This is a genomic window from Lactobacillus sp. IBH004, from assembly GCF_026185255.2.
Lineage (GTDB): Bacteria > Bacillota > Bacilli > Lactobacillales > Lactobacillaceae > Lactobacillus > Lactobacillus melliventris.
In genome coordinates this window covers 48,258-72,428 of record NZ_CP110217.2, presented here as the reverse complement: position 1 = coordinate 72,428, position 24,171 = coordinate 48,258, and the positions used below count along the sequence as shown (strand labels likewise).

Here is a 24,171-nt window from a genome sequence, read left to right as displayed (position 1 = left end):
TTTCTCATATATGAGAAAAAAGTGCCATAATATAGCAAAAAGGACAAAACAACATGCAATCAGGAATTGAATTTAAACAATTAAGAAGAAAACAGCATATTACGCTTAAAGAAGCAGCTAAAGGTATTTGTTCCATTCAGATGCTATCCCGGTGGGAAAATGATCAAGGCCATATGGACTTTAACCGGGTATTAAAACTATGCGAAAGAATCAGTTTATCAGCAACTGAATATATTGCACTTGCCAAACTAGACCCGCAGGATCATATTGCACTTATTTTAGAAGAATCTTGGAGCAACCACGATAAAGACTATTTGGAAAAACTGGCTCAATCGGCATTAAATAAGTACAAGTTAAGCCAAGATCCTTTTGATCTCGATTATGCAGCAATTGCCTGCAGTTTGTATTATAAAACTTCACAGCACAATATTTTTCCTATAGCCCAGCAAAATGAATTAAACCAGCAATTAAGTAAAATAACTGTTTGGGGTCATGAATTTCTTTCACTATTTGCCAATGTTATCCCTATTATTAGTCCCAGAATCATTTACCAAATTTCTGTTCAGGTTATCAATAATATTTCTTTTATTAGAAAAGCAGGAGAAGGTACATTTCATTTTGGTATAGCAGCACTATTTGAAGGTGTAATCGGCTTAATTACAAATAATCAGTTTAAATTTGCAGATAAACTGCTCACACAAATAAATCAGATTGACTTACCAGATAACGAAATGTTGCTAATTGTTGGACGCAAATTTTTAAATGCAATTCTTACCTTTCACAATACTGCCAATGATGATCTAGCTGTTTCTATCATTCATTTTTTAACCAGTATGAACATGCAAACTACGGCTATTTACTTTTTACAAATATTAAATCGGGTTAAAGCTCTAAACTAATTATAAAATTTGTTAAATAAGTCTTCGATATCAATTCTTTCAACCGAATACTGAATATCAGCTTGCACTAGGTTTGCTAGCAGCTGAGTCAACTTATCCGGAGTAATTTCTGCCAAAGGAACTAGTAGCAGATTATTGGGCAGAGTCTCATAATGATAATCAGATAGCAGCTTAGTAGCTTCAGGACTAGACTGCATTTTTAAATAACGCTTTTTTTGCTTTTTATTGTCTAAATCTTCAATGATATGTCCCTTACCCATAAACAAGACTCTATCAGCATACTGCTGCAAGTTGGACAAAAGATGTGAGGCCATAATGATCAGCTTCTTTTCTTCTTTTAATTTAAGAAGTATCTGTGAAATTAAAGCCACATTCTGAGGGTCGAGTCCATTCATTACCTCATCTAAAAGCATTACTGGAGAATCAGCTGCTACTACCATGGCAAAGCAAAGTCTCTGTTTCATTCCCAAAGAATATGTCTGCACTTTCCGATCAACATAACTTTTCATTTGCAAGTCAGCGATAATTTGGTCAACAGGTTTAGCAGAATTGTGCCAAAGATCAGCATATAAATTAAGATGGTCCCGTCCCGTCATGAAAGGAAATAAATCGCTTTGCTCGGGAAAAGAGCAGATTTGCTGGTGCAATTTTATCGTATCTTTTTGGCTTTGATAACGTGTACCTTCATACTCAACAAACCCTTTTTGCGGTGTTAAATTATGCAAAATAACATTAATCAGAGTTGACTTACCTGTTCCATTAGGAGCAACCAAGCCAACTATTTCACCTTGTTTAAATTTGAGGTTAATGTCATCTAAAACAACATTTTTTCCAAAAGCCAATCTGACATCTTTCAGTTCTAACATTTTAATCACCCCGCCTAACTAAAGGAATACTTTTAATTTGGGTAAACAGAAACAGTAATATTTCAATGGCAAGCATAGCTATAAGTAGTGGCCCTAGTCCTGAGTTAAAGCCCCAACCAGGAGTATCCATTAAATAAGCTAAATTGCCTGTAGTGCTGTCACCAATTGAAAAATAAGTCATGGGCAGCTTCTCCAACACTGGATGAACAAAGCCCATTCCGAATGAGAAGTACAGTACTTTGGCACTGATGGCAAACAGACTACTGAGCATCCCTGCTACATAGTCATTACGAAAAGTCAAAGACAGCAAAATTGTGAGCCTGATAAAAATAAAGGAAACAATGATTGCAAAAATAATGAATTGCAAATAATACATACCCAGCGTTTCCGTTTTAAAGATAAGTTTGAAGTCAATCCGCCCTAAATAGGCGACTGTATTCAATTTTAATGACCCCATACCATATTTAGGTGCGATACAGAGAAGAGCTATTACACTAGCTACAATAAAATCTAGTAGCACTCCTACTTCGACAACCCCTGTTTTAAGCCAGAGAATGGTTCGTTTACTTAAGGGAATATTTTCCAGTACCGTATAATATTTCCGGTCATTAGTCACAATATCAGCAGCAAAGAAGCAAACTATTACTACTAATATTAGAACTGTCCAGCCAGAAAGCGAATTTTGCATTACCTGCAAAGCCGTGCGCTCTTCTAGAATATTTTTATTCAGCGGCGTTTGCCTGTTCTTTTTACCAGCTAAAAGTGCATTGTATAAATGATACGTGCGTTGATAACCAAAATGCCCATCCTGCTGGTAATTATTACTTTTATTATAAGCAGCTGGATACAAGAAATTTTGGTTTCCTTCTGTATGAATCAGATTATCAATATATTGATAACGTTTGCTAGCATACCTAGTATATGCTTGCAAATCATTTTTCTTTAAAGCCCTTAAAAGCTGTTTATCGTATGCTAAAACTTTGGGATATGTACCAACCGCATCTATCGCACCCTTACTGGGAAAATAAAAATAACCCGGTTTATTGGAATAAGCTATCTCTTGCCGTGCTACTTTGAGAAAAGCTGTATCGTCAATATATTCTTTTTGAATTGGTTTAGCATCGACCTGCTCAATTACTTCATGATTGGGTACACTGACCAAACCAAAATAAAGAGACATAATAATAGTAGCAATAAATAGACCAATATTTTTAGGATTGAGCAAAAATGCCTTTAATTGGAAAAGAAAATAACGCCATCTCATCGTGCAGCCCCCTTTTTATTAACCAAGTACCTAAACCAAACTACACAGACAAGTGACCAAATTAACAATATTACTGCTGCGGTGGCAAAATTTAGTCCTGCAAATCCAGTTTTACTTGCCACTGTGCCGTTAAGCACATCATTAACATTTAAGTATACAGACGGTAGCCAAATAATGGCTTTAAGCAACTTGCTCGGTAAATAAGATAAAACATAAAGGGCAATGCCAATAAAGGTACTTAAATAAACATTTTTGGTTAGTTGGTTAAGAAGCAGGGTCAGACTGGTCACAAAGACCACCAAGACCGCTGTATAGAACAAAAAGATTAAACAATCCAGCCATATAGGAATTGCCCTAATTTTATTAAAATAAAAAACATTAGGATAATTCAAACTGCGAAAGCCGTTAAGAAGGCCGGCAAACAGATACGCGCCAATTAAACCAATAATTAATGGTATTAAAGTTAAAACCAGATTAATCATTGTTTTACCTTTTACTTCATCTTCCACACGATACGGAATATTACGTAAAACCGTTTCATGATCTAATTTAACCATCCACACATCATTAGCAATAAGCAAGATATAAAAGAAGATCAGGACAGCTATGAAGTTCACAATATAAATTAAATAAGTTACGGATACTTTTGAGCTCATTGCAGGTGGTATATGATGCCGGTAAAGATATTTATATGTAACCAGTCTCTGATGCAGTTGGTATTTAGGGGGGACATTTAAGGTGCTGGCACCTAAATAATTATTTTGATAACCATCAAGCATAGTTTGAAATAAGTTAAGTGAACTCTCTAAATATGTTTGTGGCGACTCTAAAACTTCACCATTTTGCAGACTGGCAATACAACCTTCCTGGGCGTTTAAATTGTCATAAGTTTGCTTATATTTTTGCTTACGTAATAAGTTACCGTTAAAGTAGCTGATATTAATTTCCAGTGAGTCATAGTATGACTGCCACTGACGGTAATTGTCGCCCAGATTCTGATTTCCAACTAATAAAACGAAGAAAACCATGAACACAATTAAGGCTCCCATTAGCAGAATGTTTTTCTTGGATTTGCGTGCAATATTGAAATTGGCTTTAAAATATGTGCTCTTCATGAATAATAATACCTGACTTTATGAAACTCACTAGAAACCGGCAAAAGTAATTAATAATGATTTTATCATATTTTAATCAAATTTATTATGGCTTCTAAAGGATAATGGCTAAATTTAAAACAAAAAATAATCTCGTTTTTTAATTATAAATCAATTAAAAAATCCGCTGAATTAACGTTTTAAGACGTAATCCAGCGGATTTTTAATGTTTAATTATAGTAATACAATATTTAATTAAGTGTCAGCAAATAATTATAGCCATCTGCAAAATTAATATTATTGGCCAAGCGATTTCCCGTATTACTGTAACCAGTAAATTTAAAGGCTAAATACTTTGCTTGGCTGACTAAGGCTTTATCTACTTGCCATTTGATTGGTAAAGTTTGCAAAGGCTGTAAATGAGCAATATCAGTTACATCCTTAGCAGCCACTACATTTTTAGCTGCATCCAATAATACTAGTTCTGCTTTATTAATTAAGACAGGAGCAGCCAGGCCATAATTAGTTAGATTAACTTGATAGTCGATATTCTGTTCGTCATTTTGATAGCTAATATCTTTAACAGCTAAACGGTAGCCCAGATAATCCCTGATATATTCATACCAAGAACGACTTACTTCATTATCATTAGCGTCTTTAAACCATAATTTCTGATACGGTAATTTATATTGATCTAAAAGTGCAGGTGTTACTAGTTGCCGTTTCCAAGCACTCAAAGAATAGTCCTTGCCGTCTTCTTTGTAATTATGAGCTATACTCAATGAAGTAAAATGATGAGCTGCTAGACGTTGAGCAATCAGTGGTGCAGAAATTAACTGACCGTTATTGTCTGATGCATTGGCAGAACCCCAAATCATTTCACCGTCAACCGGTACGCTCTGAGATTGTTTTGCCATCGCCTGCCATTCAGCAGAATTAGGATCAGCACCGGCAGTATTCCAAACATGAGGACGACCAATCAAGTAATCATCATGGAATCCAACTCTTTGCCAATCAGAACTCTGCGGGTCAACATTCCGTGACTTGATATTGTAATATCTCACTTGAATAAATAAATCTTTAGGGGTATTAGCTAACATAGCCTGGAGAATTTCTTTTTCATTCATACGGCTGCGGGCACCGCTGTCCCATTCTCCCCAAGCTCCAATAAACCCTGCTTGTAAATTCGCTATTTGATCGCGATGCTGGGCAATCCAGGGTGCTAGCTGTTTAATATGTGCAACTACCTGCTCAGTCGTAGGTTCCTGAGACTTTGGATGAGCATCGTCCCAAATATAAGCAAAGCGCAATACAGCCTGCAAATGGTATTGCTTTAACTTTTGGAAATATTGATCCATATTATTAAAGGCAGTTTGATCTAATGGCTTATTTTTATAATCTGTTAGATAAAAGTATACTTGTGCAAGTCGCGGATTATCAGCAGCAAATGTGGCCACCGCATTTTGCATTTGCGCTATCCCGGTTTTATCCGCATTAGCCCATAAACCCTTGCCGGTTTTAACATTTATATTTTAACTCTAAACGAAAGCCGCGATCGGTATTGTTAGCCATTTCTTGATTTTGTTGTTCGGTTAGGGGCTTTTCGTCATATCCAGTAACGGTTGCGGCCTTTACTGCAAATAAACTTTGCTGGCTTGGTAAAAGAAATAGCCCTAAAAATACAGCTATTAAAGTTAGTTTCTTAAATGCTTTTTTCATGATAATTCCTCGGTCATAATTTAAACCAATTGATGCCATCTGCCCACTGACATTCATTAGCCAGACGTGCCGTACTACCATTAGTAGCAAGCAGTTTGACTCCGACTTTGTCAGGCTGATCAGATTTAGTCAATGGAATAACCGTAGTTATTTCATTGTTAGTTTGTAAAGTGCTTTTTTCTACTAAAGCTTTACCAATAACATCCTGCTGTTTATTCACAGCCAGCAATTCTATTTTCGCCAAAGCTAAAGGTGCAGCAAAACCTGTATTTTTCAGTGTCAGGTAAACTGCGGCATTTAAAGCGGAATTATAGCTAATTTGTGTAGTCTCTAGGCGATAGCCTAAATAATCACGTAAATATTCAAAATAATTTCGTTTAATTGGCTGCTTTTTCTGATCCAAAAACCATGAAGATTGATATGGCCAATGCTTTTCATCTAATAAATCCGGTGTAACAGGAACATGCTTCCAATATTCAAATGAACCTGTTTGAGGGAATTTAAGCCCTTCTGGCTTGCCAGTTCTCTTTAATTCATTTTCCAGCGTTACGTTAAAATATGAATTAGTTTCTATTTCATGATAATTATGCGCAATACTCAAAGTAGTGAAATGATTCTCAACCATTCTTTGCGTCATTAATTCTGGATCGACATATTTTGTTTCTAAATACATAGGATTGGCAAATAACCAAATGCTTTCCCCATCAACAACTGTATTTTTTGATTCTCTTAATAGTTGCTGGTATTCATTAGATTCATGATTTTTACCAGCCGTATTCCATTCGTGGTCAATACCAATTAGAAAATCATCATGAAAGCCAATTCGCTGTTCATTCCATTTTTCAGTAACATTTATATTACGGTTTTTAATATTTAAGTAGCGTACTTGAACCGTCAAATCTTGGGGAGAATTTAACAACAAACTATGAAGAATAGTTGATTCATCAGTAGTATCACGAGCATGTTGCGACCACTCACCCCAAGGGCCAATGATTCCTGCTTGTAAAGCGTGAATCTGCCTGCGGTGTTCCTGCAGCCAACCTGATAACTGCTCCAAATGCTGCTGTACCCTGTGCACACTAGGAGCTTGTCTATAAGGCCTCTTATCTTCAGAAATATATGCAAAACGCAGCAGTGCCTTTAAGTTTAACTTAGCAAGTTCGTCAAAAAAGGCATTCATGTGGTTAAAAGCTTGTGCATCCAGCGGTTTATGTTGATAACCTGTTAAGTAAAAATAAACCTGCACTATTCGCGGCTGATCATCGGTATACAGTGATGCTTCTCTTTTCAAAGCAGCGATAGCATCTTGATCAGCATATTCATAAATGCTCTTACCTGTTTTTACATCTAAATAAACTTCAAAGCGAAAGCCACGATCAGGATTTATTAATAAAGTCTTAGTCTGATCTCCACTTAACTGCTTGGGATAATAATTTGACATCATTGGCCTCCAATATTAATTGCCAGTACTTTCTCGCAAAATTAGTTTAACTTCTAATAAAGTTGTAGCGGCGCGCGTCTTTTTTTCTATTATGTCTTCTCTAATTAAATGGACAGCAGTTATACCCAGGTCTTTTTCCGGAACAGAAACTGATGACAATCTGGGAATATAATATTGCGCCATTTGAATATTATCGAACCCAATAATATGGTAATCGGCAGGAGCATGAAAACCTTTTGTATGCAATTCCTGCATTATTCCAATTGCCAATTGATCATTTCCAGCTAAAATTCCTTTGGGTAAAGTAGGTAATTGTGCAATTTCTTTACCCGCCTGGACGCCATCTTCAATGCTCCAACCCGGAGTAAGAATTGAACACTCATCTTGATCATGCAGTTTCATCCACTCCCGATAGCAATTTAAACGAACCTCACCTTTTGCTTGCGTTTTTTCTCCTTGCAAATTAGTCATATAACGGGGACCACCAACATATACAATATTGGTTTGAGCAAATTTTTCTAATTGTGTTAAAGCTTCTTTTACTCCGGCAGTTAAATTAGCATTAACCAGCTTGACGGAATTATTTTTATATCTTGCTTCAATAATGACGATATTAGAGTTTAATTTTTTTAGTTCGCTAATGGCTGATTCGGACAAGCCACCGATAACAATCACGCCGTCCCAATAATACAGTCCATCCCAAAATGAACTATCCAAAGAGTTATTTAAATAATAGATAGAACTCAATGTCATTTTTTCTCTTTTGAGTTCTTCAATGATTCCCTGTTTTATTTGTTGGTAATACGTATATTCTGCTACTTGATCCAAGTCCATAGTTGTTAATACACCAACAACTGGACATTTTTTACTTTTATTTTTGATATGATAATTTAATTTTTTTGTAGCCGCTAAAACTTTGGTCCGTGTTTGATCAGTAACACTTAAAGAAGTGTCATCATTTAATATTCGTGAGACTGTACTTGCTGAAACACCTGCTAACTTAGCTACCTGTCTGATATTAGCCATCTTATCTTCTCGTCTTTCATATTTGGGTGTTATAACAGGTGCTATTAATATAAATTTCTTAAAAATATAAACTTTTAGAACCTGATATTCTACACATAATTGTTGCTATTACGGCATTTTTGCAATTATGATAACAAATATTTTTTGCAGTTCAAAGAAAAGACGGTTGTATTATTATTGAAAAATACATCCGTTTTTTCTTACTTTACCTGCTTAAATTTAGTAATATGCTTTTTCTCAGCAGATAATCTGATTACTTATTAATTTCTATATTTCATGCTATTAGGCAACAACTTTCAAGTTGAACAAAACAATAGCCAAGATTAGAACAAACCAAGTTGCTCTAGTTGAGTTCATATGTTTGCGATCCAGTAGCCAATAAATAAAGGCAACTAGTAAAACTGGCAGAAGCGATGGCATAATCTGATTAAAGATATCCTGCAATTTCATCGAAACTTTCCCAGCTCTAAAGATGAACGGAATCTTTAACGTAATAACAGTTGGAATTAAAGCTCCTACAACCGTTACCCCCAGCAAAGTTGCTGAGTCAGTCAGTGCATTAAGCTTAGAACTCATTGAAGTAACTAAGTTGACACCTTGCTTGTAGGCAAATGGCATCCAAGTATAAGCCCAAATGTAGAGAACGCCTAGTGCAACCATCCATAAAATAGCACCAAACGGATTACCTTTAAGGGCCATGTATGATGCAATCGCACCAAAGATAGTTGATTGAACGGTACCTAATAAAGTATCACCTACGGCAGCAAATGGTCCCATAAGACCAGTTTTAATACCTCTTACACCGTCAACTGACTTAATCCCCTCTTTTTCTTCAAGAGCAATATCGACACCTTGGATAATAGAACCCATATGCGGACTAGTGTTAAAGTATTCAGACTGCACCCGCATCATTTTCTTCATATCTTCAGGCTTGTCACCATACAACTTACGTAAGATTGGCATTTGTGAACCAACATAACCTGGAGCCATCATAGTTTCGTAGTTCCAGCTTAATGCAGAGGTAAAAATCCAGCGTAAGTTAGCGCTACGAATATCTTTTTTAGTTAACTTATGACTTTGCTCCGTCGTAGTTTTTTCTGTAGTATTATTCTTCATCACCGGTAATTACTCCTTTATCATCAATACCCATTTCAGCAGCTTTTTGTGTATCTAAGCCATTACTGTCGCCACCAGATTGGTTCTTATTATGAATGATAGAATTATAATGATTAATGGCAAAGCCGACTCCGATCAGCGCTACACCAAGCATTGGCACATTTAAGTAAGCAGCAGCTACAAAGCCAAAAATCATGTACGCACCAAATTTCTTAATAGGCAGATAATGCATTAAGATGGCAATACCAACAGCTGGTAACATAGTTCCGGCAGATTTTAATCCACCCATTAACCATTGTGGCATGTAATTCAGCACATTTTTGACAAATGCTTCACCAAAAATTAGCACCAATAATACGGGCACTGACCGTGAAAGCCCCCACGGAATAGCCCCATAAAGACTATTTCGTACAACAGCTTTATCATCGTTACGATCGATTGCCTTATCAATTCTGTGTGCAAAGTAGGTATTAGCAAAACGAGCCAAAATATCAAGTTGCACCATCAATAGGCCAACAGGAATAGCAACACCAATACCGTAGTTAATTCCTTTTCCTGAAATATGTGCAATTGCAGTACCTATGATTGCTCCAGTGGCATAATCAGGAATCGAAGCACCACCAAAAGTACCGACTCCCAATATCATTAACTGTAATGTTGCTCCTACGGCCAAACCTAATTTCATATCGCCGACAATTAGTCCTGCAATTAATCCAGCATTAACTGGGTTACCAAAACCAATACCAACTGTGATAATTTCATTGATTTGGAAGAAAGCGAACAAAGACAGCAAAATTATTTGAACTACACTCAATGAATTCATATTATTTCTCCATCCGTTTATTTAATTCAGACATAAAGTCTTCTCTAGAATCGTTCGGGACCATCTGGTGGTAAAGCTTTACTCCCCGAGCATCAAGTTCTTTAAAAGCCTTTATTTCTTCGTCATTTACTCCCACGCTCTTGAACAGTTGCAGTCTGCCTTCACCACTTGGCAAGTTACCAACGTTAACTTCTTTAATTGGTACTCCTGCATCAACCATCTGAACCAGAGCTTCCGGTTCACGTGTAATAATAAATATTTTTTGGTCGGCGTAGCGGCCCTGAACAATATTGTTACTTGCACGATCCGGTGGCAAAATACTTAAAGCTGCCTGGGTAGGACGAGCTAATTTCAAAGCAGTTTTTTCCAAGTCATCTTTAGATACTTTATCGCCAACGACCATTAATCTTTCTGCTCCTAATTGCCCAGTCCACACACGAGCTACTTGACCATGAATCAGACGGCTATCAACTCTGACATTTACTAATTGCACAATTCATTACCTCCTTCTTGTTATCGCTTACATCACTTACACTAAAATTATAGTTTATATATTTTGTTTTGTAAACATTATTTTTTTTAGTAAACAATATTGACATTGATTTGTTTTATTAATAAGCTAATCTTAAACAACTATTATTAAAGAAAGTGTACCGGTATGATTACAGTTCAACGATCAAAGAATAATATTTCAATGGGTAAACCAACAACTGTAATAGTCAATGGTTTAAGGGTAGGCAGTATCGCTGCTGGTTATGCTTTAAAACTAAACTTAAAAAAAGGAGACACACTGCAACTTACCCAAGGCGGTCTAAATCGCTCGCCCAAAATGGTTATTAATAAGACTGACGCTCATTATAAAGTTATTCCTAATCCCAAATCCTCAGTCTTAATAGCTGTCATGGTCGCAGCCTTATTGTTAATTCCGCCAATGATTAAAAGCTATGTTCCTTTTTCACAAAACGTTTCAGCTATTATTATTTTTTTAATCTTTTTACTTATTGAATTAGTTTTCAATTTCCGCTGTGGTTTACTTATCGAAGAAATTTAATTAAGTGTCAGCAAATGTTGCAGTTTTAACTTTTATATGCAAAAAAGCTTATTTTCTTTTTCAGAAAGTAAGCTTTTGTTAACTATGGCTCTTTTCGAAATATAAATTCTAGATATAATCATTGAAATCAATTACGGCATCATAACGCTTCAGTTCTGCCGGTTCATAGTGGTGAATAACCTCAATGAAAGTAAAGTCTGAGTCAAACAGATAATTATGAATTGCTTGAGAAGTAGCCTTATCTAGTGAGGCATTGACTTCGTCCAGTAATAAAATTGGTCGTTTGGCTAAAATTGCCCTTGCTAATTCAATTCGAGCTAATTGCCCGCCAGATAATTGGTCGGCATTATCACCTAATTGATAGTTAAAACCTTTTTCTTTAACCAGCTGTCCCAGTTCTAAATGTTCACACACGTCTGTAACTTTTTCTCGCGGGATGTCCGCACCTAACGTAAGGTTAAACCATAATGAGTCGGCAAAGATGACCGCACTTTGGCTTGAATATGCAAACAGGTTGGTAAAAGAGCCCGGTTGTACTGCTTTTTGATTAAGCAACTCTTCTTGTGCTTGGCCGTAATCACCATACATTAAATATTGGAGCATGGTGGATTTACCAGAGCCGGACGGTCCAATGACCGCAACTTTTTGTCCTTTTGCGACTGCAAAATTAATTTGACTAGCTAATTCTTTACCCTGACGCTTTAAAGTCAGATTTTTCACTTCTAATTGCTTAAAGTCGTCAGTGACAACATCGTTTTGGGGTTTTTGCTCACCTTTAGCAATAAACTGCTTGATCTTGTTAACGATACCCTTAGTGGTAGATAAATTGTTTCGTTCATTTAAAATTTGCAGGATAGGGTTAACAAATGAGTTAGAAAGCTGGGTAATGGCAAATAAAGCTCCCAAAGTTATTTGACCATTGACTACCAGAAATGACCCAAAAGCAAATGGTAGTAAAAAGGCACTGGCAATCGCAATAACATTAAGATAGGTATTAGTATTATTATTCAGCACATTCATTTTGGCCAGTTTTTCTTCCAAGCGATCAACGACACGCTTATTCTGCTTAACAGCATTGTCTTGCTTGCCGTATAAGTTAAAAGTTCCGGTGCCAGCTAAAATGTTTTTGGTTTGGCTGACATACTTGTCGTTGGCCTTAGTCCAATCACCTGAAGCTTTTTGAATTGGTTTTTGAAAAAAGTTAGACACAATTGTAGGGATTGCTGAGCCTACGAAATAAATTAAGGTAACAAACCAGTTTAGATATAAAGCATAACCTAGCGCTAAAATAACGGTATAGGCATAGATCAGAATTTCAATTTCAGCTTCATAACGATTAGTTTCTAATAACTTAAAGTCGTTAGTTAAAAAGCCTAAATTAGAGCTGTCTTCTTCTTTATTTAGCAGCATCCCCTTTAACACTTTAGTTCTCAACTTAGTGTTAATTTGCTTAACTGCATCGGTTTTTAAGTAATTAAATAATAAGCCTGAAATTAAGATTATAGTCAGCGCTACTATGATCTGCAGCATTAAAGAAGGTAAAGCTGAAAATTGTCTCTTAGTTGCCATATTGATCAAATTACTAAGCATATAAGCAGCAAAGATATTTAAAGCACTGTATATCAAACCGAAAACATTGAGCCAAAAGAATTTTAAATGTGAATAGTTATGGTAAATCATTATTTTTCTCCCTCAGTTTTGTTAATAATTTTTTCATTCATAAAGATGATAAATTAATTAAACTTGAGAAAGACTTTGATTACAATACTATTTGACTAAGAGGTCACTATTAGGAAAGTAAGTGGGACAAATTTTATACTAAAATGCAAAACCAGTTTTATATCCTTATAAATATTTAGGCCTTACTAATTTCTAAGTTCATTAGTAATACCTATAATCATTTCAATTAACAATAATAAGTTCCATAAGACGCTTAAAGTAGCAGCAATGGTTGTCAATATTATGACCGGTGTCGTAAAGCCTTGAGCTTCATACATGAACGCTGCGCTAGTTATAAAGACCAGGCTCAGAATATAAATTAACCAGTTAGCTATTTTATACATTTGGTGATCGGTTTTCACTGCAATAAACTCTTCACGCTCATCTTCATCATCTTCATCTGTGCCCACAGTTTTGGCTTTATAATAAAGATAAAAAGCAAAACTAATAGCAAAAACTGCATAAATAATATTTTTCGGTATATCGGTTTGCCTGCGGTGCTGCAGAACCTCTAAACTGATCAGCACTAACTCAAGAAGTGCTAAAAATGTAAAAAAGCATGCTGCGAAATAATATTTGATCTTTCTTTTCTTATTCTTCTTCATTTTCTATATATTCCTGTAAACAAAATAAGGTTGCAATATCGGTCCTAAAAACTTGCGCTAGTTTATACGCCAAGATGAGTGAGGGCTTGTATTTACCATTTTCTACTGAGATAATCGTTCGTTCAGTGACATCCACTTTAGCGGCAAGTTCACGTTGCGTTAAGTGCAGCTTTTTTCTATTTTCCTTAACTAAATTTTTGATAATCTCACCTTCTTAACAATATGAAGTTGGCTTCATGTAGTTAACTTCATATTTTATTACAGTAAAAGAAAAAAGCCAAGCAAAAACTTGGTTTTTATTCATGATTATTTTTACTAATTAAAAAATTACTTATTAACTTGGTTTAATGGCTTGTGATCCCTTAAATATGAAATGAGATTTTGTGAAGCCTCAGTAGTAATATTTGTGCGGGCAGCGAGCGTCCCTGAACCCGCGTGAGGTGACAAAATTACATTGTCTAATGCGCAGAGTGCTTGTGGCACCTTGGGTTCAGTTTCATAGACATCTAACCCTGCTCCAGCAATATCACCGTTTTGCAAAGCGGCAATTAAATCATTTTGTTTAATTAGCTTACCTCGGGCGACATTGATAATATAAGCCGTCTTTTTCATTTGCTTAAATACTTGAGCATCGAAAACGCCAGTCGTAGAAGGAGTTGCCGGAGCATGCAGGGTAATCACATCTGCTGTTTTAACAAGAGTAGCAAAATCCACGTAATGAACATTCTTCTTTGCTTCTTCTTGAGAACTTAAACGATGTCTATTATGGTAAATAACTTTCATACCAAAAACTTGGGCATACTTTGCTACCTGAGAACCAATGCGCCCCATACCGTAAATACCAAGCGTTTTTCCCTGGAGTCCCGTCCCCATATTTTCCGGTTTAGAAACATTAACCCATTTGTCAGTGCGAATAGTTTTATCATAAAAATGCAGGCGTCTTACGGTTGCTAAAAGTAAGGCAAATGTCATTTCAGCGGTGGGGATGAGGACACTTTTAGGACAATTGGCCACAACAATTCCTTTTTGCTTTGCATAATCAATATCAATGTGATCAAAGCCAACGCCATTAGCAGTAATAATTTTTAAATTAGTGCCGGCATCTATCAGTTCCCGATCGCCCTTCATTCCAGTGAGTATCAAACCATCATATTCAGCTAAATGAGCTAAAACCCACGCTCTACCCGCTGTTTCTGGTTTACAAGTTACTGCGAAATTCTTTTTTAACTCCGTTAGACCAGCTTCTGGGACAACACCAGTTACCAAAACTTTTGTCTTACTCATTTTTAGCCTCCTTTGGTTCACAAGTATTTTTCTCTTATTTGATCATTATCTAAAAAGTTTTAAATTGAGCCATCATAATTATTATTAACTTAATGATAATTATACTTTAGTATTACTCTCCCATCAAAAACACCTGACAATATTCAAATCTTATCAGGTGTTTTGTCTTATTTATGTTCTTTTGCTTATTGCAGCGGCAACTTCTTAAGGGTTGTTTCCGTTTAATATAATGAAATAGTCTCAAACAAATAACTTGTGAACGTTTATTCTGAGAAAAATACTCTTTTGTGCGCTAGGTTTCTATGAGCTGGTTCAAAAATAAAACTAGCAGCTTTCCTTTTCCGATTGCATATTATTTAGGACAATTTTAATAGCACAATATTCCCTTTTTATCTTACTTATCCCTTGTCAGTTTTAAAATTACACTGACCGCTGTTGCCGCAATAGCAGCTACAATCAGCCAGCCAAGAGCGTTTTGCGGTCGGTTATATGCAATAACCGGAGCCATACTCCACAACTGATTGTTAGAGATAGCAACTGCAAAAATACCAATCACAACAAGCCACAAAATAATCGCCAATATAGTAGTTAGTCTTTGAATATTTTTCATTATTATTTTCTCCTGCCTAAAAAATTATTTTTACTATTCTTCTAGCATCACGTGCTGGACTTATATCTGTTTTAGCACAAAGCAGGAGCTGATTTTCTTAAAAAATACTTAATTTATAGTATCAAATTTTACCAGACTTGTACTCGTTTATCCGGATCAAGCCACATGCCATCTCCTTCTTTAACATTGAAAGCTTGGTAAAACTCATCTTGACATTGAACCTGCACATTTGCTCTAGCCTGAGAAAGTGCATGAACATCAGACGCGGCGATTAATTGCCAAAATTCAGGCTTAGCGTTTGTCGCCCAAATTCGCGCATAGTTTTCAAACAGAGTTTTGACGTCTCCACCTTCTTGCTTATTAGCTGCAACAGCTACTGTCAAGCCACCCTGATCACCAATGTTTTCTGAAACTGTTAGTTTACCGTTGATTTTGCTCGTACCGACCTCAACACCGTCAAATAGCTTAATTTCAGCTTCGACCCTTTTATTAAACTCGGCATAGTCTTCATCAGTCCACCATTTTTTCATATTACCCAACTCATCAAACTGTGCGCCGTTGTTGTCAAACGCATGCGAAATTTCATGTCCTACCACTGCGCCAAAACCGCCATAATTAGCTGCACGATCTTGGTGTATATCATAAAAAGGCTTTTGCAGTAAAAGTGCTGGGAAGGTAATGTCATTACTTGGCGGATTATAACAAGCATTTGGTTCTACCGCCGACATTATCCAAAGTGTGCGGTCAACGGGTCTGTTAATATTTGCAAAGTTATCCTTAAGTTTAATTTGATTATTTATTTTAACATTACTATATAGGCTGCCACCCTCTAGAGCTGGTGTTACCTTGAATTTGTCATAGAACCCTTGAACATGCTCTGGATAGCCAATTTTTAAGACTAAAGTATCTAGCTTCTTTAATGCCTTTTTCTTAGTAGTATCTGACAGCCAAGTATTCTTTTTTAAATGATCTTGGTAAACAGCAATCATATTCTTAACGATTTTAGTAGCATCAGCTTTGGCTTCTGCGCCCAAATATTTTTCACCATAATATTGACCAATGACATCGCCAAATAATCTGACCGTCTCATCATAAGCAAAGCGCTCGTCTGTAACTAAAGAATCTATGCCGTACATTGCTTTTCTTAGTGGCAGTATTGCCTTTCTAAATTTACGTGATAAATATCCAGCTGCTTGATTAATAAAATATCCGATTAGCCAACCCTTTAGTTCAGAGAAACGTTGTTCATTAAACAATTCATCAAATTTAGCTAAATATCCTGGTTCAGTAACATTAACTTTCTTAGCAGTTTCAAGTCCATTTTCTTTCAGCAAAGCAGCTAAATGAATATTTTTACTCTGGTTTGCAAATTCTGTCACACTCATTGGATGATACATATTTTCAATTTTAGAATTATACTCTGCTGATTGGTAAACCTGCGCCAAACGCTGATCCAATTTAACTGCTCCTGTGGCGTATTGTTCAGCTTCATCCTGCTTAATACCACTCATTACCAACAAGTTAATGGTTTGCTTTTGCCAAACATCAAGCAAGTCGGCAGTTTTTTCATTACCATAATAACTGGTATCGGCCAAAATCAAATTTTGCCGGTAAAAAGTGACAATATTTAGTTGTGCATCCTTAAAATCTGGTTCCACTTCAAACTTGAAGGGCAAGTTATCAGCTAGCAACAAATTCTTCAAGTTCTCATTGACATCAGCTAAATTATTGAGACTGGTTAAAAAAGTCAAGTCTTCCTTAATTGGGGCGGCACCGTCAGCAGCTCTTTTTTCTTCGTCTTCAGCTATCCGGTAAAATTCAACTGCTTTGTTAAAGTTCTTAACTTGGGGAACTGGTTTTTTACCAGCAATAAAAGCAGAAAAATCTTTTAAAAGGTGTTTACGCGTTTGTTTATCTGCTATATCAAAACTACTAATCCACGGCTCACCCGCAGGGACAGGATTGTCCTTTAACCACTTTGAATTTACAGCCAAGTAAAGGTTATCTTGTTCACGAGTATTTACATCTGGCTTAGTAGTATCGCCAAAGCCACCACGAATATTAAATTTAGTCATTTGTTTTTCTCCTTGTTTTTATTTTTTTATTATCATAATGGTACATTAACAAAGCAAGACCACTAAAAAAATGTCGTATTTGAAATTTTAAGTTTTTTATTAAAAAGTATAAAAATTCGCGGCACGTGTAAAATTACATGCAAAAAAGCCCTATTTTTGCAAAATAGAGCTTTTTAATGTGGCTGTAACTAATAGCTTACTAAAGAGATGGTTCTAATTTTTTTAGTAAGAATTACTAACATTTATTTAGGAGAGTATGGGATTTCGACTTTGAAATCAACCTGATTGGAATCAAAGTAAGATTGAGTATACTCAACCAAACAATCGGGTTTTGTATAACCCAAGTATTCCACACTTAAAACTAATTTACTTGGTCCCACGCTAAAATTTTTAAAAAGCGGGTCACTAGTCACAGGACAAGTTTTAATTTTTCTATGGAAAAGAGCAGGACGCATATTTTTGTAGCTCATATAATCATATAATGATATTTTACTAAAATCATAACGGTGAGCATCTTCAAATAGCCTAAAAGGTATATATGCTTTCTGAATCGAAAAAACGATATCATCAAATTTTCTAATTCTAATCAGCTCATAAAATTCTGTAAAATCAGGAAATATTTTAGTTAACATCGGGACATCGTAAACTAATTTAAATGATTTTATTTCACTGTTAGGGACTCCACCTTTTATTTTTATAGTCTGAGTTAATGACCAGGGAGCATCATCACCAGCATCAATTCTTCCTGAATGTTTGCCATGTAAAAGATAAGTGCCGTCTCCGGGATGACGAATTAAAACGTGATCATCAACTAAACTATTCAGTGCTTTTTTAATTGTCATTCGTGTAAACCCTAATTTTTGAGCCAAAGCTCTTTCAGAAGGTAATCTTTGATCCATAGAAATCTCATTACTTTCAATTAAAGAGATGATTTTTTCTTTAGCTGCAGTATATAAAAAACTAGTCATTTTTAATCTTCATACTCAATTTTATCTGGAATAATAATTTCTTCTTCATACCTAATAATATTTTTATCACACAAAATATAATTCTTCTCAACAAAAACCTGTGATTCCTGCTTTAATAACAAAAGCCGACATTCTTCTGAAGTAGGCCAAGTTAAAAGAATATTTTTCTTAATTCTATCCGCCTTATTGTTACAGTCTATATCTAATTCCAGATTCTGCTTAGATATATCATTACTTTGTTTAGGTTTATTTCTAACAAGCTTTTGCGGGATAAAGGATTTAATCAGAGAAAATGGATCGTCTTGATACTTTAACAAAAAAAGCCGTCGCCATATTGAACCCACTTCATTCATAAAAAGATCATCCCAGAAATCACTTTGTTCAATCACTTCTGAACTAATTAACTGAATTTGCCATTCTGAACTTATTTCTCGTTGCTGAGGTGTTAAATAATTTTTTAATTTATTAGTAATCAATTTTTATCACCACTTATCTCGGATAAATATAAATAAGCATCTTAGGCTTTTTTGAAATTGGTTTGCATTATTGTTAAATTCTTAATGTTGCACGGTAAACTTAAATTTATTCTAACACTCAAGAAATTATTTATCTCTATTAATATATAAGTTAACTAATTTTATTTAATTGGTTCCAAAATTGGTTTACATTTTGGTGGTATTTTCAAATGTGGTCTATTTTTGATTGTTTACTTCAAAAATCAAATATAAAATCTAGTTAATTAAGAAATATTCAATATTTACAGCTTGTTTCTTCTATCACTTTTTTGAACTAAATATTTCTTAATTTTATAGTACAAATTAAAAGAGGTTTTAAAATGAAAATTATTGACAATATTTATAACCAACCTGAAAGGCTACAAAAAATTCTGGATACTGAGGGAACCATTGCCGACAATCTAATCAGGCTCGTACAACAGAAACATATTAAGAAAGTATATTTCACCGGTTCCGGTACCAGTTTTCATGCTTCTACTTTAATTTCAATGTATTTTAACAAGTTTACTGGTCTTGACGCACAAGCAGTTATACCTGATAATTTTACTAATTATTTTGTACCTTCTTTGTACTTCAAGCCAGACGAAACCTTATTAATAGGAATTTCTCAATCTGGTACATCAAGTTCTACTTTGGATGCAATACGGAAGGCAAAAAGTCTTAGTTTTAATACTATTGCTATTTCAGAAGAAACTAAAAGTAAAATCGCTCAAGAAGCAGATAACGTTATTTACTTAAATACAGGTGATGAAGGTATTCCCGTAGAGACTCGGGGATATACTTCTACAATTATGTTGGGGTTAATCTTAGCTTTACGACTGGGATTGGCACAAAACAAACTCAATGAAGCAAAATACCAGGACTTTTTAACTCAAACTAAAGAAGATATTGCCAAGCTGCCTACGACTCTGGACACTGCAGAAGAATTCTATCAACAACATAAAAATGAATTAGTTACTATGAGAAAGGGAGCTATTGCGGGATATGGTTATAATTACGCAACAGCAATGGAAGCCTATTTGAAATTATATGAAACTTTCCATGCTCCTTTAAGCGTACATGAATTCGGAGAACTGATACACGGTTATGAGATGGCCTTTGATGCAGATCAATATATCTTTTTAATTATTGCTAACGGACCAGAAAAGTCCTTAGCAAATAAATATATTGAATTTCTTAAACAAATAACTAAACATATCTTTATTATTACTGATCAAAATATTGCCTTTGATTCTGGTGCTAAGATCCTTAAAGTCCCTTCATTACATAATGATGAACTATCACCATTTAATCTTATTATACCGTTCCAAATTATTGCCTCCCGCAACTGTGAAGCAATTGGCTATGATACTTCTAAGTACCCTCTAAAGGCACATAGTTTTGCTCATTTTTAAATAATTAAAAAGTCTTACATTTTATTTTGGGCATAGCTATTTCAGTTATTGTTTTTAAATATAGACCTGTTTCTTATGTTTGAGAAACAGGTCCTTTTTACTTTAAAATACTACTTAAAACTTCTTTTACATAGCTAGTTCTTTAATCCTTTTCTTGCAAACCTTATAGTTTTATTGCTTATACACTTTATTGAGCTTCTTCAAATGATCATCTCCAGACTCTATCTATATTTTTTATGTATCACTTATCACTAGGTATAAAAATGCTGCTAATTAAACTTTAAAGCCTAATTAGCAGCATCTAAGATTTAAAAACTTATTTCTATCTAAATCATTATTTCTTTAGATAGCCGTTCCAACTGCTGTAAAGAAACTATTAATGATTTGGGAACTACTTCATTCCCGTAACGATTAACATTTCTAACAACGAGTTGGTTATCCTGAGTTTTATCTGCAGCAAAAATCATTTCTTCAATACTATTATCAACTTTACTTTTAGTTAACAGTACCTGCTCTCCATTGTAAATATCTCTTAGCCACACAATTTTACTGTATCTATTAGCAATTAATTTATGAGGCATTTCCGCCATCTCTCCTTTTAAGAAGAGCAAGTCCATTTGACTATTTTGAGCCATCATAATTGCGGTAGTCAGTGTCGCTATATGTGAAAAACACTTAGTTTGCGGCAGACCAATCGCAATTATAGATAAAATCCCACAGATAATTAAACTAATGCATAATTGAAGCAACTGCCCACTATACCAAAAATAGCTGCTTATGAAGATAAAAATTATTACCAACAATAAAGATAAGAATTTCATTATTGTCATAATTTTTGGCATTTTCAGCCAATGATTGATCTTAAAACTTCTTTTTCCAATAAAAGACTTCGTTGGTGCTGAACAATTAACAATCAATAATTTTTTGTTTTCAGCTTTGGTTAAGTAAAAACCTTTTTGCTTCTTTTCATAATCCGCAAAGAATTGTTGTGATATCCAGTTAACTAACTTAGATTGTTGTTTACGATAGTATACAAAACGAAAATGAATTAGCAAAATCTCAAAGAGCCTTTTTTCTAATTTAGAGCATTCGGGCATGTTAAACTCCTAAAAAGCCAAACATTGCACCTAAAATACTTACAACTAGAATTATTAATAAAAGATATAATACATTTACTTTCTTCTTTAGAAGATGAGCAATAAAGAATGTCAGAAGTAGTGGCAATAATGCAGGCAAAATAGAATCAAGAATGGATTGGACAGTTGGTGCACCTTTACCACTAGAAATTTTTAAAGGTATCTTAATGACAACCATTGATGCAACCATACTGCCAATAACAGTATTACCTAAAATATTAATTGCATAAGTAATGTTGTCCATCAAATCTGACTTCATTCTATCAACCAGTGATACACCTAACTTGTAGCCCCACATTGTACCAAAGTATCGCACTAACATGTTCGGAATGTTATAAATTAAAATGAATAAAATAGGACCTAATACACTACCCTGTTTTGCTAAAGAAACTCCGATACCAGCCGCAATTATTCTTAAGCTGCCCCAGAAAATTGAATCACCAATTCCGGAAAGTGGTCCCATTAAACCTGCTTTCATGGAATTGATTGATGAGACATCAAAGCTAGGGTCGTTAGCCTTCTTTTCTTCCATCGATGCTGCGACACCAACAATAAACGGTGACATTGCTGAAGTACAATTAAAAAATTCCAAATGTCTTTTCATCGCAGCTTTTTGGTCTTCTGGATCGGAATATAATTTTTTAATTACTCCCGTCATTGAATAGGCAAATGCCGCACTCATCATTCGTTCATAATTAAATGAAGCTTCCATTGGAAGTGTTCGCCAAAAAATACCCCTCAAATCTTTTTTACTCAGCTTCTTGCCTTCTCTCTGATTAGAAGTCGTCATAAATTTCATCCCCTTTAGCTGCTGTTTCTTCACTATTGTTTCTGACTTTATCAAAGATGATGTACATTATTGCGGCACAGATTGCACCAATAATAGCTGTAGCAATAGTATTTAATTTTAAATAGGCAGCACAGACAAATCCTAAAAAGAAGAATGGAGCTACATTTTTAGAATATGTCATATTAATTAACATCCCAAATCCAATAGCTGGAAGAATATATGTTGCAATGGTTAAGCCATCAGTCACTGCTTTGGGAATCATTTTTATTAAATTGCCTACAGCATCACTCCCGACTGCAAAAGCAAAAGTAGTTACTATTGTTAACACGGCAATTTGCAAAAAACACATCCATAAATGCATATTTCCGGCTCTAGTTATTTTCCCTTCATCAGCCAAATGATCTGCACGATGCGTCATTGCTGGAAAAACCAAAACATATAGTATATTTTTAACGATTAAACTTAAAGATGCTATTGGCAATACTAAAGTTATTGCGGCACTGACACCTAAACCGTTTTTTAAAGCAAAAGCTGTACCTAAAATACCGCCAATAACTTCATCTGGAGGAACACTTGCTCCAATTCCCATCAATCCCATAAAGATCAATTCAGAAGCTGCTCCCATTAACAAACCTTCTTTGAGGTTCCCAAATAATAATCCGACAAACATCCCAGTTACAATCGGCCTGCCAATAAAGCTGGTACCAAGAAAGTACTGCGAATTAGCGACTAAAGAAATAAAGAATATTCCTATTACTTGTCCTACCATTTGTCATCACTCCTTTTAAACTAGTGAAGAGAATTGAACATCACGATCAGTAGGCGCTTGTTTAACTACAACTTCAACACCTTTATTTTCTAATTCAGTCAATTGCTGTATTTCTTTTTCATTAACATAAACAGATTTGGCAATGTTTTTAGTATTTTCACGATCGGCCACCAACCCAATATCAATTAACTTAATTTCATCTGTCCCTTCCGCCATTACGTATGCATCTTGAACGTTCTCTACCACAATAAAGACTTTGTATTTTTCGGTAACTCCACTTTTAATTGCTTTAAGAGAATCTGCAATACTTTTAAAAATTAATTTGACACCATTAGGCTTGGCTAAATTTAACACTCGTTTACGAAAATCATCTTTAGCAACATCATCGTTTGCCAACAAAATCGCATCTGCTGATAAAAAATTAGTCCAGGCAAAGGCAACTTGACCATGAACTAAACGATAATCAACACGTAACATTTTTATCATTTAAATACCACCTCTTTAGAAATCTTCTGCTTCTTGGGCAGCTACACGGACAACCTTAAGTTCGTTACGTGCCTCTTCACAAAACTCCTCTAATTTGTTAGCTACTTGGTCAGAAGAACAGTTGTCCATCTTAGCGGTTAAAACCGTTAATACTAAAGGTAAATTCATACCCGTTACTAAAAACATGTTTTCCTTATCATCAATCATTTGTGCAATTGTAGTATTGACGCTTCCACCAATAATGTCGGTAAGAAAAAGATACTTTTCATTAGAATTCGACGTTATTTGGTCAGCAATCTGCTTTTTTAATGATTCTTGTTCATCATCGTAAGCGGCAATTGCATGTAAATTAGACTGTTTTCCCATGATCAATTCAACGGTTTGCTTTAAGCCCTTTGCCATTTGAGAATGACTTGCTAAAATTACTTGCAATAATAATCTACCCCCTTTTATCAGCTTTTCCTTCTATCAACCAAATTCTATTATTGAAAACGCTTTATATCAATAAGAAATGTAACCAA

General features: G+C 35.0%; 26 protein-coding genes. 3 read left to right on the top strand and 23 right to left on the bottom strand.

The features are described from left to right. Positions 1 to 53: 53 nt before the first annotated feature. Positions 54 to 899 (top strand): helix-turn-helix transcriptional regulator, encoded by an 846-nt coding sequence (locus tag LDX54_RS00340; protein WP_265667223.1) that lies wholly within the window; start codon positions 54 to 56, stop codon positions 897 to 899. On the opposite strand, the gene LDX54_RS00335 is transcribed toward LDX54_RS00340, so the two are convergent. The 10 genes from LDX54_RS00335 to LDX54_RS00290 form a co-directional block, all read right to left on the bottom strand. Next, complete coding sequence (locus LDX54_RS00335; RefSeq protein ID WP_174794535.1) at positions 896 to 1,765, bottom strand: ABC transporter ATP-binding protein; 870 nt, start codon at positions 1,763 to 1,765, stop codon at positions 896 to 898. The genes LDX54_RS00340 and LDX54_RS00335 overlap by 4 nt on opposite strands. 1 nt (position 1,766) lies before the next feature. Further along, on the bottom strand, positions 1,767 to 3,029 hold the full coding sequence (locus tag LDX54_RS00330) for a tellurium resistance protein TerC (RefSeq protein WP_265667224.1): 1,263 nt from the start codon (positions 3,027 to 3,029) through the stop codon (positions 1,767 to 1,769). After that, complete coding sequence (locus LDX54_RS00325; RefSeq protein WP_265667225.1) at positions 3,026 to 4,144, bottom strand: ABC transporter permease subunit; 1,119 nt, start codon at positions 4,142 to 4,144, stop codon at positions 3,026 to 3,028. The genes LDX54_RS00330 and LDX54_RS00325 overlap by 4 nt, the downstream gene beginning before the upstream one ends. Positions 4,145 to 4,374: 230 nt before the next feature. Then, positions 4,375 to 5,592 (bottom strand): DUF4874 domain-containing protein, encoded by a 1,218-nt coding sequence (locus LDX54_RS00320; protein ID WP_265667227.1) that lies wholly within the window; start codon positions 5,590 to 5,592, stop codon positions 4,375 to 4,377. Positions 5,593 to 5,641: 49 nt separating this feature from the next. Beyond that, positions 5,642 to 5,842 carry a hypothetical protein gene (locus tag LDX54_RS00315; protein ID WP_265667228.1) on the bottom strand — a complete coding sequence of 67 codons (201 nt, stop codon included), beginning with the start codon at positions 5,840 to 5,842 and terminating at the stop codon, positions 5,642 to 5,644. A 13-nt stretch (positions 5,843 to 5,855) separates the two neighbouring features. Continuing rightward, positions 5,856 to 7,283 carry a DUF4874 domain-containing protein gene (locus LDX54_RS00310; RefSeq protein WP_265667229.1) on the bottom strand — a complete coding sequence of 476 codons (1,428 nt, stop codon included), beginning with the start codon at positions 7,281 to 7,283 and terminating at the stop codon, positions 5,856 to 5,858. A 15-nt stretch (positions 7,284 to 7,298) separates the two neighbouring features. After that, a complete protein-coding gene (locus tag LDX54_RS00305; RefSeq protein ID WP_046324040.1) occupies positions 7,299 to 8,309 on the bottom strand; it encodes a substrate-binding domain-containing protein in 1,011 nt (336 codons plus the stop codon). 282 nt (positions 8,310 to 8,591) lie between these two features. Continuing rightward, positions 8,592 to 9,425 carry a PTS system mannose/fructose/sorbose family transporter subunit IID gene (locus LDX54_RS00300; protein ID WP_046324039.1) on the bottom strand — a complete coding sequence of 278 codons (834 nt, stop codon included), beginning with the start codon at positions 9,423 to 9,425 and terminating at the stop codon, positions 8,592 to 8,594. Continuing rightward, positions 9,415 to 10,248, bottom strand: coding sequence for a PTS sugar transporter subunit IIC (locus tag LDX54_RS00295; protein WP_046324038.1), 834 nt, complete (start codon positions 10,246 to 10,248; stop codon positions 9,415 to 9,417). The genes LDX54_RS00300 and LDX54_RS00295 overlap by 11 nt, the downstream gene beginning before the upstream one ends. 1 nt (position 10,249) lies before the next feature. Further along, complete coding sequence (locus LDX54_RS00290; RefSeq protein ID WP_046324037.1) at positions 10,250 to 10,741, bottom strand: PTS sugar transporter subunit IIB; 492 nt, start codon at positions 10,739 to 10,741, stop codon at positions 10,250 to 10,252. 165 nt (positions 10,742 to 10,906) lie between these two features. Here LDX54_RS00290 and LDX54_RS00285 point away from each other — a divergent pair, with 165 nt between their 5' ends. Next, positions 10,907 to 11,299 carry a hypothetical protein gene (locus tag LDX54_RS00285; RefSeq protein WP_046324036.1) on the top strand — a complete coding sequence of 131 codons (393 nt, stop codon included), beginning with the start codon at positions 10,907 to 10,909 and terminating at the stop codon, positions 11,297 to 11,299. Positions 11,300 to 11,407: 108 nt separating this feature from the next. Here the strand turns inward: LDX54_RS00285 and LDX54_RS00280 are convergent, their stop codons facing one another. The 8 genes from LDX54_RS00280 to LDX54_RS00245 form a co-directional block, all read right to left on the bottom strand. Further along, on the bottom strand, positions 11,408 to 12,979 hold the full coding sequence (locus LDX54_RS00280; protein WP_265667231.1) for an ABC transporter ATP-binding protein: 1,572 nt from the start codon (positions 12,977 to 12,979) through the stop codon (positions 11,408 to 11,410). A 185-nt stretch (positions 12,980 to 13,164) separates the two neighbouring features. Further along, positions 13,165 to 13,623 (bottom strand): hypothetical protein, encoded by a 459-nt coding sequence (locus LDX54_RS00275; RefSeq protein WP_265667232.1) that lies wholly within the window; start codon positions 13,621 to 13,623, stop codon positions 13,165 to 13,167. Beyond that, the gene (locus LDX54_RS00270; protein ID WP_281214429.1) at positions 13,610 to 13,759 is read right to left on the bottom strand and encodes a helix-turn-helix domain-containing protein; all 150 of its coding nucleotides are present in this window, start codon (positions 13,757 to 13,759) and stop codon (positions 13,610 to 13,612) included. Before LDX54_RS00270 ends, LDX54_RS00275 begins: the two co-directional genes overlap by 14 nt. 191 nt (positions 13,760 to 13,950) lie before the next feature. Then, a complete protein-coding gene (locus tag LDX54_RS00265; protein ID WP_265667233.1) occupies positions 13,951 to 14,907 on the bottom strand; it encodes an NAD(P)-dependent oxidoreductase in 957 nt (318 codons plus the stop codon). Positions 14,908 to 15,301: 394 nt separating this feature from the next. Next, positions 15,302 to 15,517: a hypothetical protein gene (locus LDX54_RS00260; protein ID WP_265667234.1), complete on the bottom strand. Its 216-nt coding sequence runs from the start codon at positions 15,515 to 15,517 to the stop codon at positions 15,302 to 15,304. 128 nt (positions 15,518 to 15,645) lie between these two features. After that, positions 15,646 to 17,592, bottom strand: a complete 1,947-nt coding sequence (locus tag LDX54_RS00255; protein WP_265667235.1) for a M13 family metallopeptidase — start codon at positions 17,590 to 17,592, stop codon at positions 15,646 to 15,648. Between the two features lie 242 nt (positions 17,593 to 17,834). Next, a complete protein-coding gene (locus LDX54_RS00250) occupies positions 17,835 to 18,560 on the bottom strand; it encodes a GntR family transcriptional regulator (RefSeq protein WP_046324022.1) in 726 nt (241 codons plus the stop codon). Positions 18,561 to 18,562: 2 nt separating this feature from the next. Next, a complete protein-coding gene (locus tag LDX54_RS00245) occupies positions 18,563 to 19,036 on the bottom strand; it encodes a hypothetical protein (protein ID WP_187156977.1) in 474 nt (157 codons plus the stop codon). A 359-nt stretch (positions 19,037 to 19,395) separates the two neighbouring features. On the opposite strand from LDX54_RS00245, the gene LDX54_RS00240 reads away from it, so the two are divergent. Next, positions 19,396 to 20,469, top strand: coding sequence for an SIS domain-containing protein (locus tag LDX54_RS00240; RefSeq protein ID WP_265667236.1), 1,074 nt, complete (start codon positions 19,396 to 19,398; stop codon positions 20,467 to 20,469). Between the two features lie 326 nt (positions 20,470 to 20,795). Here LDX54_RS00240 and LDX54_RS00235 read toward each other — a convergent pair whose 3' ends face one another. From LDX54_RS00235 to LDX54_RS00215, 5 genes are read right to left on the bottom strand one after another with little or no spacing between them, the layout of a single operon-like run. Further along, on the bottom strand, positions 20,796 to 21,566 hold the full coding sequence (locus LDX54_RS00235; protein WP_265667237.1) for a hypothetical protein: 771 nt from the start codon (positions 21,564 to 21,566) through the stop codon (positions 20,796 to 20,798). A gap of 1 nt (position 21,567) precedes the next feature. Continuing rightward, positions 21,568 to 22,395: a PTS system mannose/fructose/sorbose family transporter subunit IID gene (locus LDX54_RS00230; RefSeq protein WP_265667238.1), complete on the bottom strand. Its 828-nt coding sequence runs from the start codon at positions 22,393 to 22,395 to the stop codon at positions 21,568 to 21,570. Further along, positions 22,382 to 23,164: a PTS sugar transporter subunit IIC gene (locus tag LDX54_RS00225; RefSeq protein WP_046324017.1), complete on the bottom strand. Its 783-nt coding sequence runs from the start codon at positions 23,162 to 23,164 to the stop codon at positions 22,382 to 22,384. The genes LDX54_RS00230 and LDX54_RS00225 overlap by 14 nt, the downstream gene beginning before the upstream one ends. A gap of 15 nt (positions 23,165 to 23,179) precedes the next feature. Beyond that, a complete protein-coding gene (locus tag LDX54_RS00220; RefSeq protein WP_122037063.1) occupies positions 23,180 to 23,650 on the bottom strand; it encodes a PTS sugar transporter subunit IIB in 471 nt (156 codons plus the stop codon). 15 nt (positions 23,651 to 23,665) lie between these two features. Further along, positions 23,666 to 24,082, bottom strand: coding sequence for a PTS sugar transporter subunit IIA (locus LDX54_RS00215; protein ID WP_265667239.1), 417 nt, complete (start codon positions 24,080 to 24,082; stop codon positions 23,666 to 23,668). Between the last annotated feature and the right edge of the window lie 89 nt (positions 24,083 to 24,171).

Coding starts and splice junctions, on each gene's coding strand:
- LDX54_RS00330 (WP_265667224.1), bottom strand. CDS start 3,029: ATGAGATGGCGTTATTTTCTTTTCCAATTAAAGGCATTTTTGCTCAAT.
- LDX54_RS00275 (WP_265667232.1), bottom strand. CDS start 13,623: ATGAAGAAGAATAAGAAAAGAAAGATCAAATATTATTTCGCAGCATGC.
- LDX54_RS00285 (WP_046324036.1), top strand. CDS start 10,907: ATGATTACAGTTCAACGATCAAAGAATAATATTTCAATGGGTAAACCA.
- LDX54_RS00335 (WP_174794535.1), bottom strand. CDS start 1,765: ATGTTAGAACTGAAAGATGTCAGATTGGCTTTTGGAAAAAATGTTGTT.
- LDX54_RS00295 (WP_046324038.1), bottom strand. CDS start 10,248: ATGAATTCATTGAGTGTAGTTCAAATAATTTTGCTGTCTTTGTTCGCT.
- LDX54_RS00310 (WP_265667229.1), bottom strand. CDS start 7,283: ATGTCAAATTATTATCCCAAGCAGTTAAGTGGAGATCAGACTAAGACT.
- LDX54_RS00340 (WP_265667223.1), top strand. CDS start 54: ATGCAATCAGGAATTGAATTTAAACAATTAAGAAGAAAACAGCATATT.
- LDX54_RS00265 (WP_265667233.1), bottom strand. CDS start 14,907: ATGAGTAAGACAAAAGTTTTGGTAACTGGTGTTGTCCCAGAAGCTGGT.
- LDX54_RS00315 (WP_265667228.1), bottom strand. CDS start 5,842: ATGAAAAAAGCATTTAAGAAACTAACTTTAATAGCTGTATTTTTAGGG.
- LDX54_RS00260 (WP_265667234.1), bottom strand. CDS start 15,517: ATGAAAAATATTCAAAGACTAACTACTATATTGGCGATTATTTTGTGG.
- LDX54_RS00255 (WP_265667235.1), bottom strand. CDS start 17,592: ATGACTAAATTTAATATTCGTGGTGGCTTTGGCGATACTACTAAGCCA.
- LDX54_RS00230 (WP_265667238.1), bottom strand. CDS start 22,395: ATGACGACTTCTAATCAGAGAGAAGGCAAGAAGCTGAGTAAAAAAGAT.
- LDX54_RS00220 (WP_122037063.1), bottom strand. CDS start 23,650: ATGATAAAAATGTTACGTGTTGATTATCGTTTAGTTCATGGTCAAGTT.
- LDX54_RS00235 (WP_265667237.1), bottom strand. CDS start 21,566: ATGCCCGAATGCTCTAAATTAGAAAAAAGGCTCTTTGAGATTTTGCTA.
- LDX54_RS00250 (WP_046324022.1), bottom strand. CDS start 18,560: ATGACTAGTTTTTTATATACTGCAGCTAAAGAAAAAATCATCTCTTTA.
- LDX54_RS00325 (WP_265667225.1), bottom strand. CDS start 4,144: ATGAAGAGCACATATTTTAAAGCCAATTTCAATATTGCACGCAAATCC.
- LDX54_RS00225 (WP_046324017.1), bottom strand. CDS start 23,164: ATGGTAGGACAAGTAATAGGAATATTCTTTATTTCTTTAGTCGCTAAT.
- LDX54_RS00305 (WP_046324040.1), bottom strand. CDS start 8,309: ATGGCTAATATCAGACAGGTAGCTAAGTTAGCAGGTGTTTCAGCAAGT.
- LDX54_RS00240 (WP_265667236.1), top strand. CDS start 19,396: ATGAAAATTATTGACAATATTTATAACCAACCTGAAAGGCTACAAAAA.
- LDX54_RS00320 (WP_265667227.1), bottom strand. CDS start 5,592: ATGCAAAATGCGGTGGCCACATTTGCTGCTGATAATCCGCGACTTGCA.
- LDX54_RS00300 (WP_046324039.1), bottom strand. CDS start 9,425: ATGAAGAATAATACTACAGAAAAAACTACGACGGAGCAAAGTCATAAG.
- LDX54_RS00280 (WP_265667231.1), bottom strand. CDS start 12,979: ATGATTTACCATAACTATTCACATTTAAAATTCTTTTGGCTCAATGTT.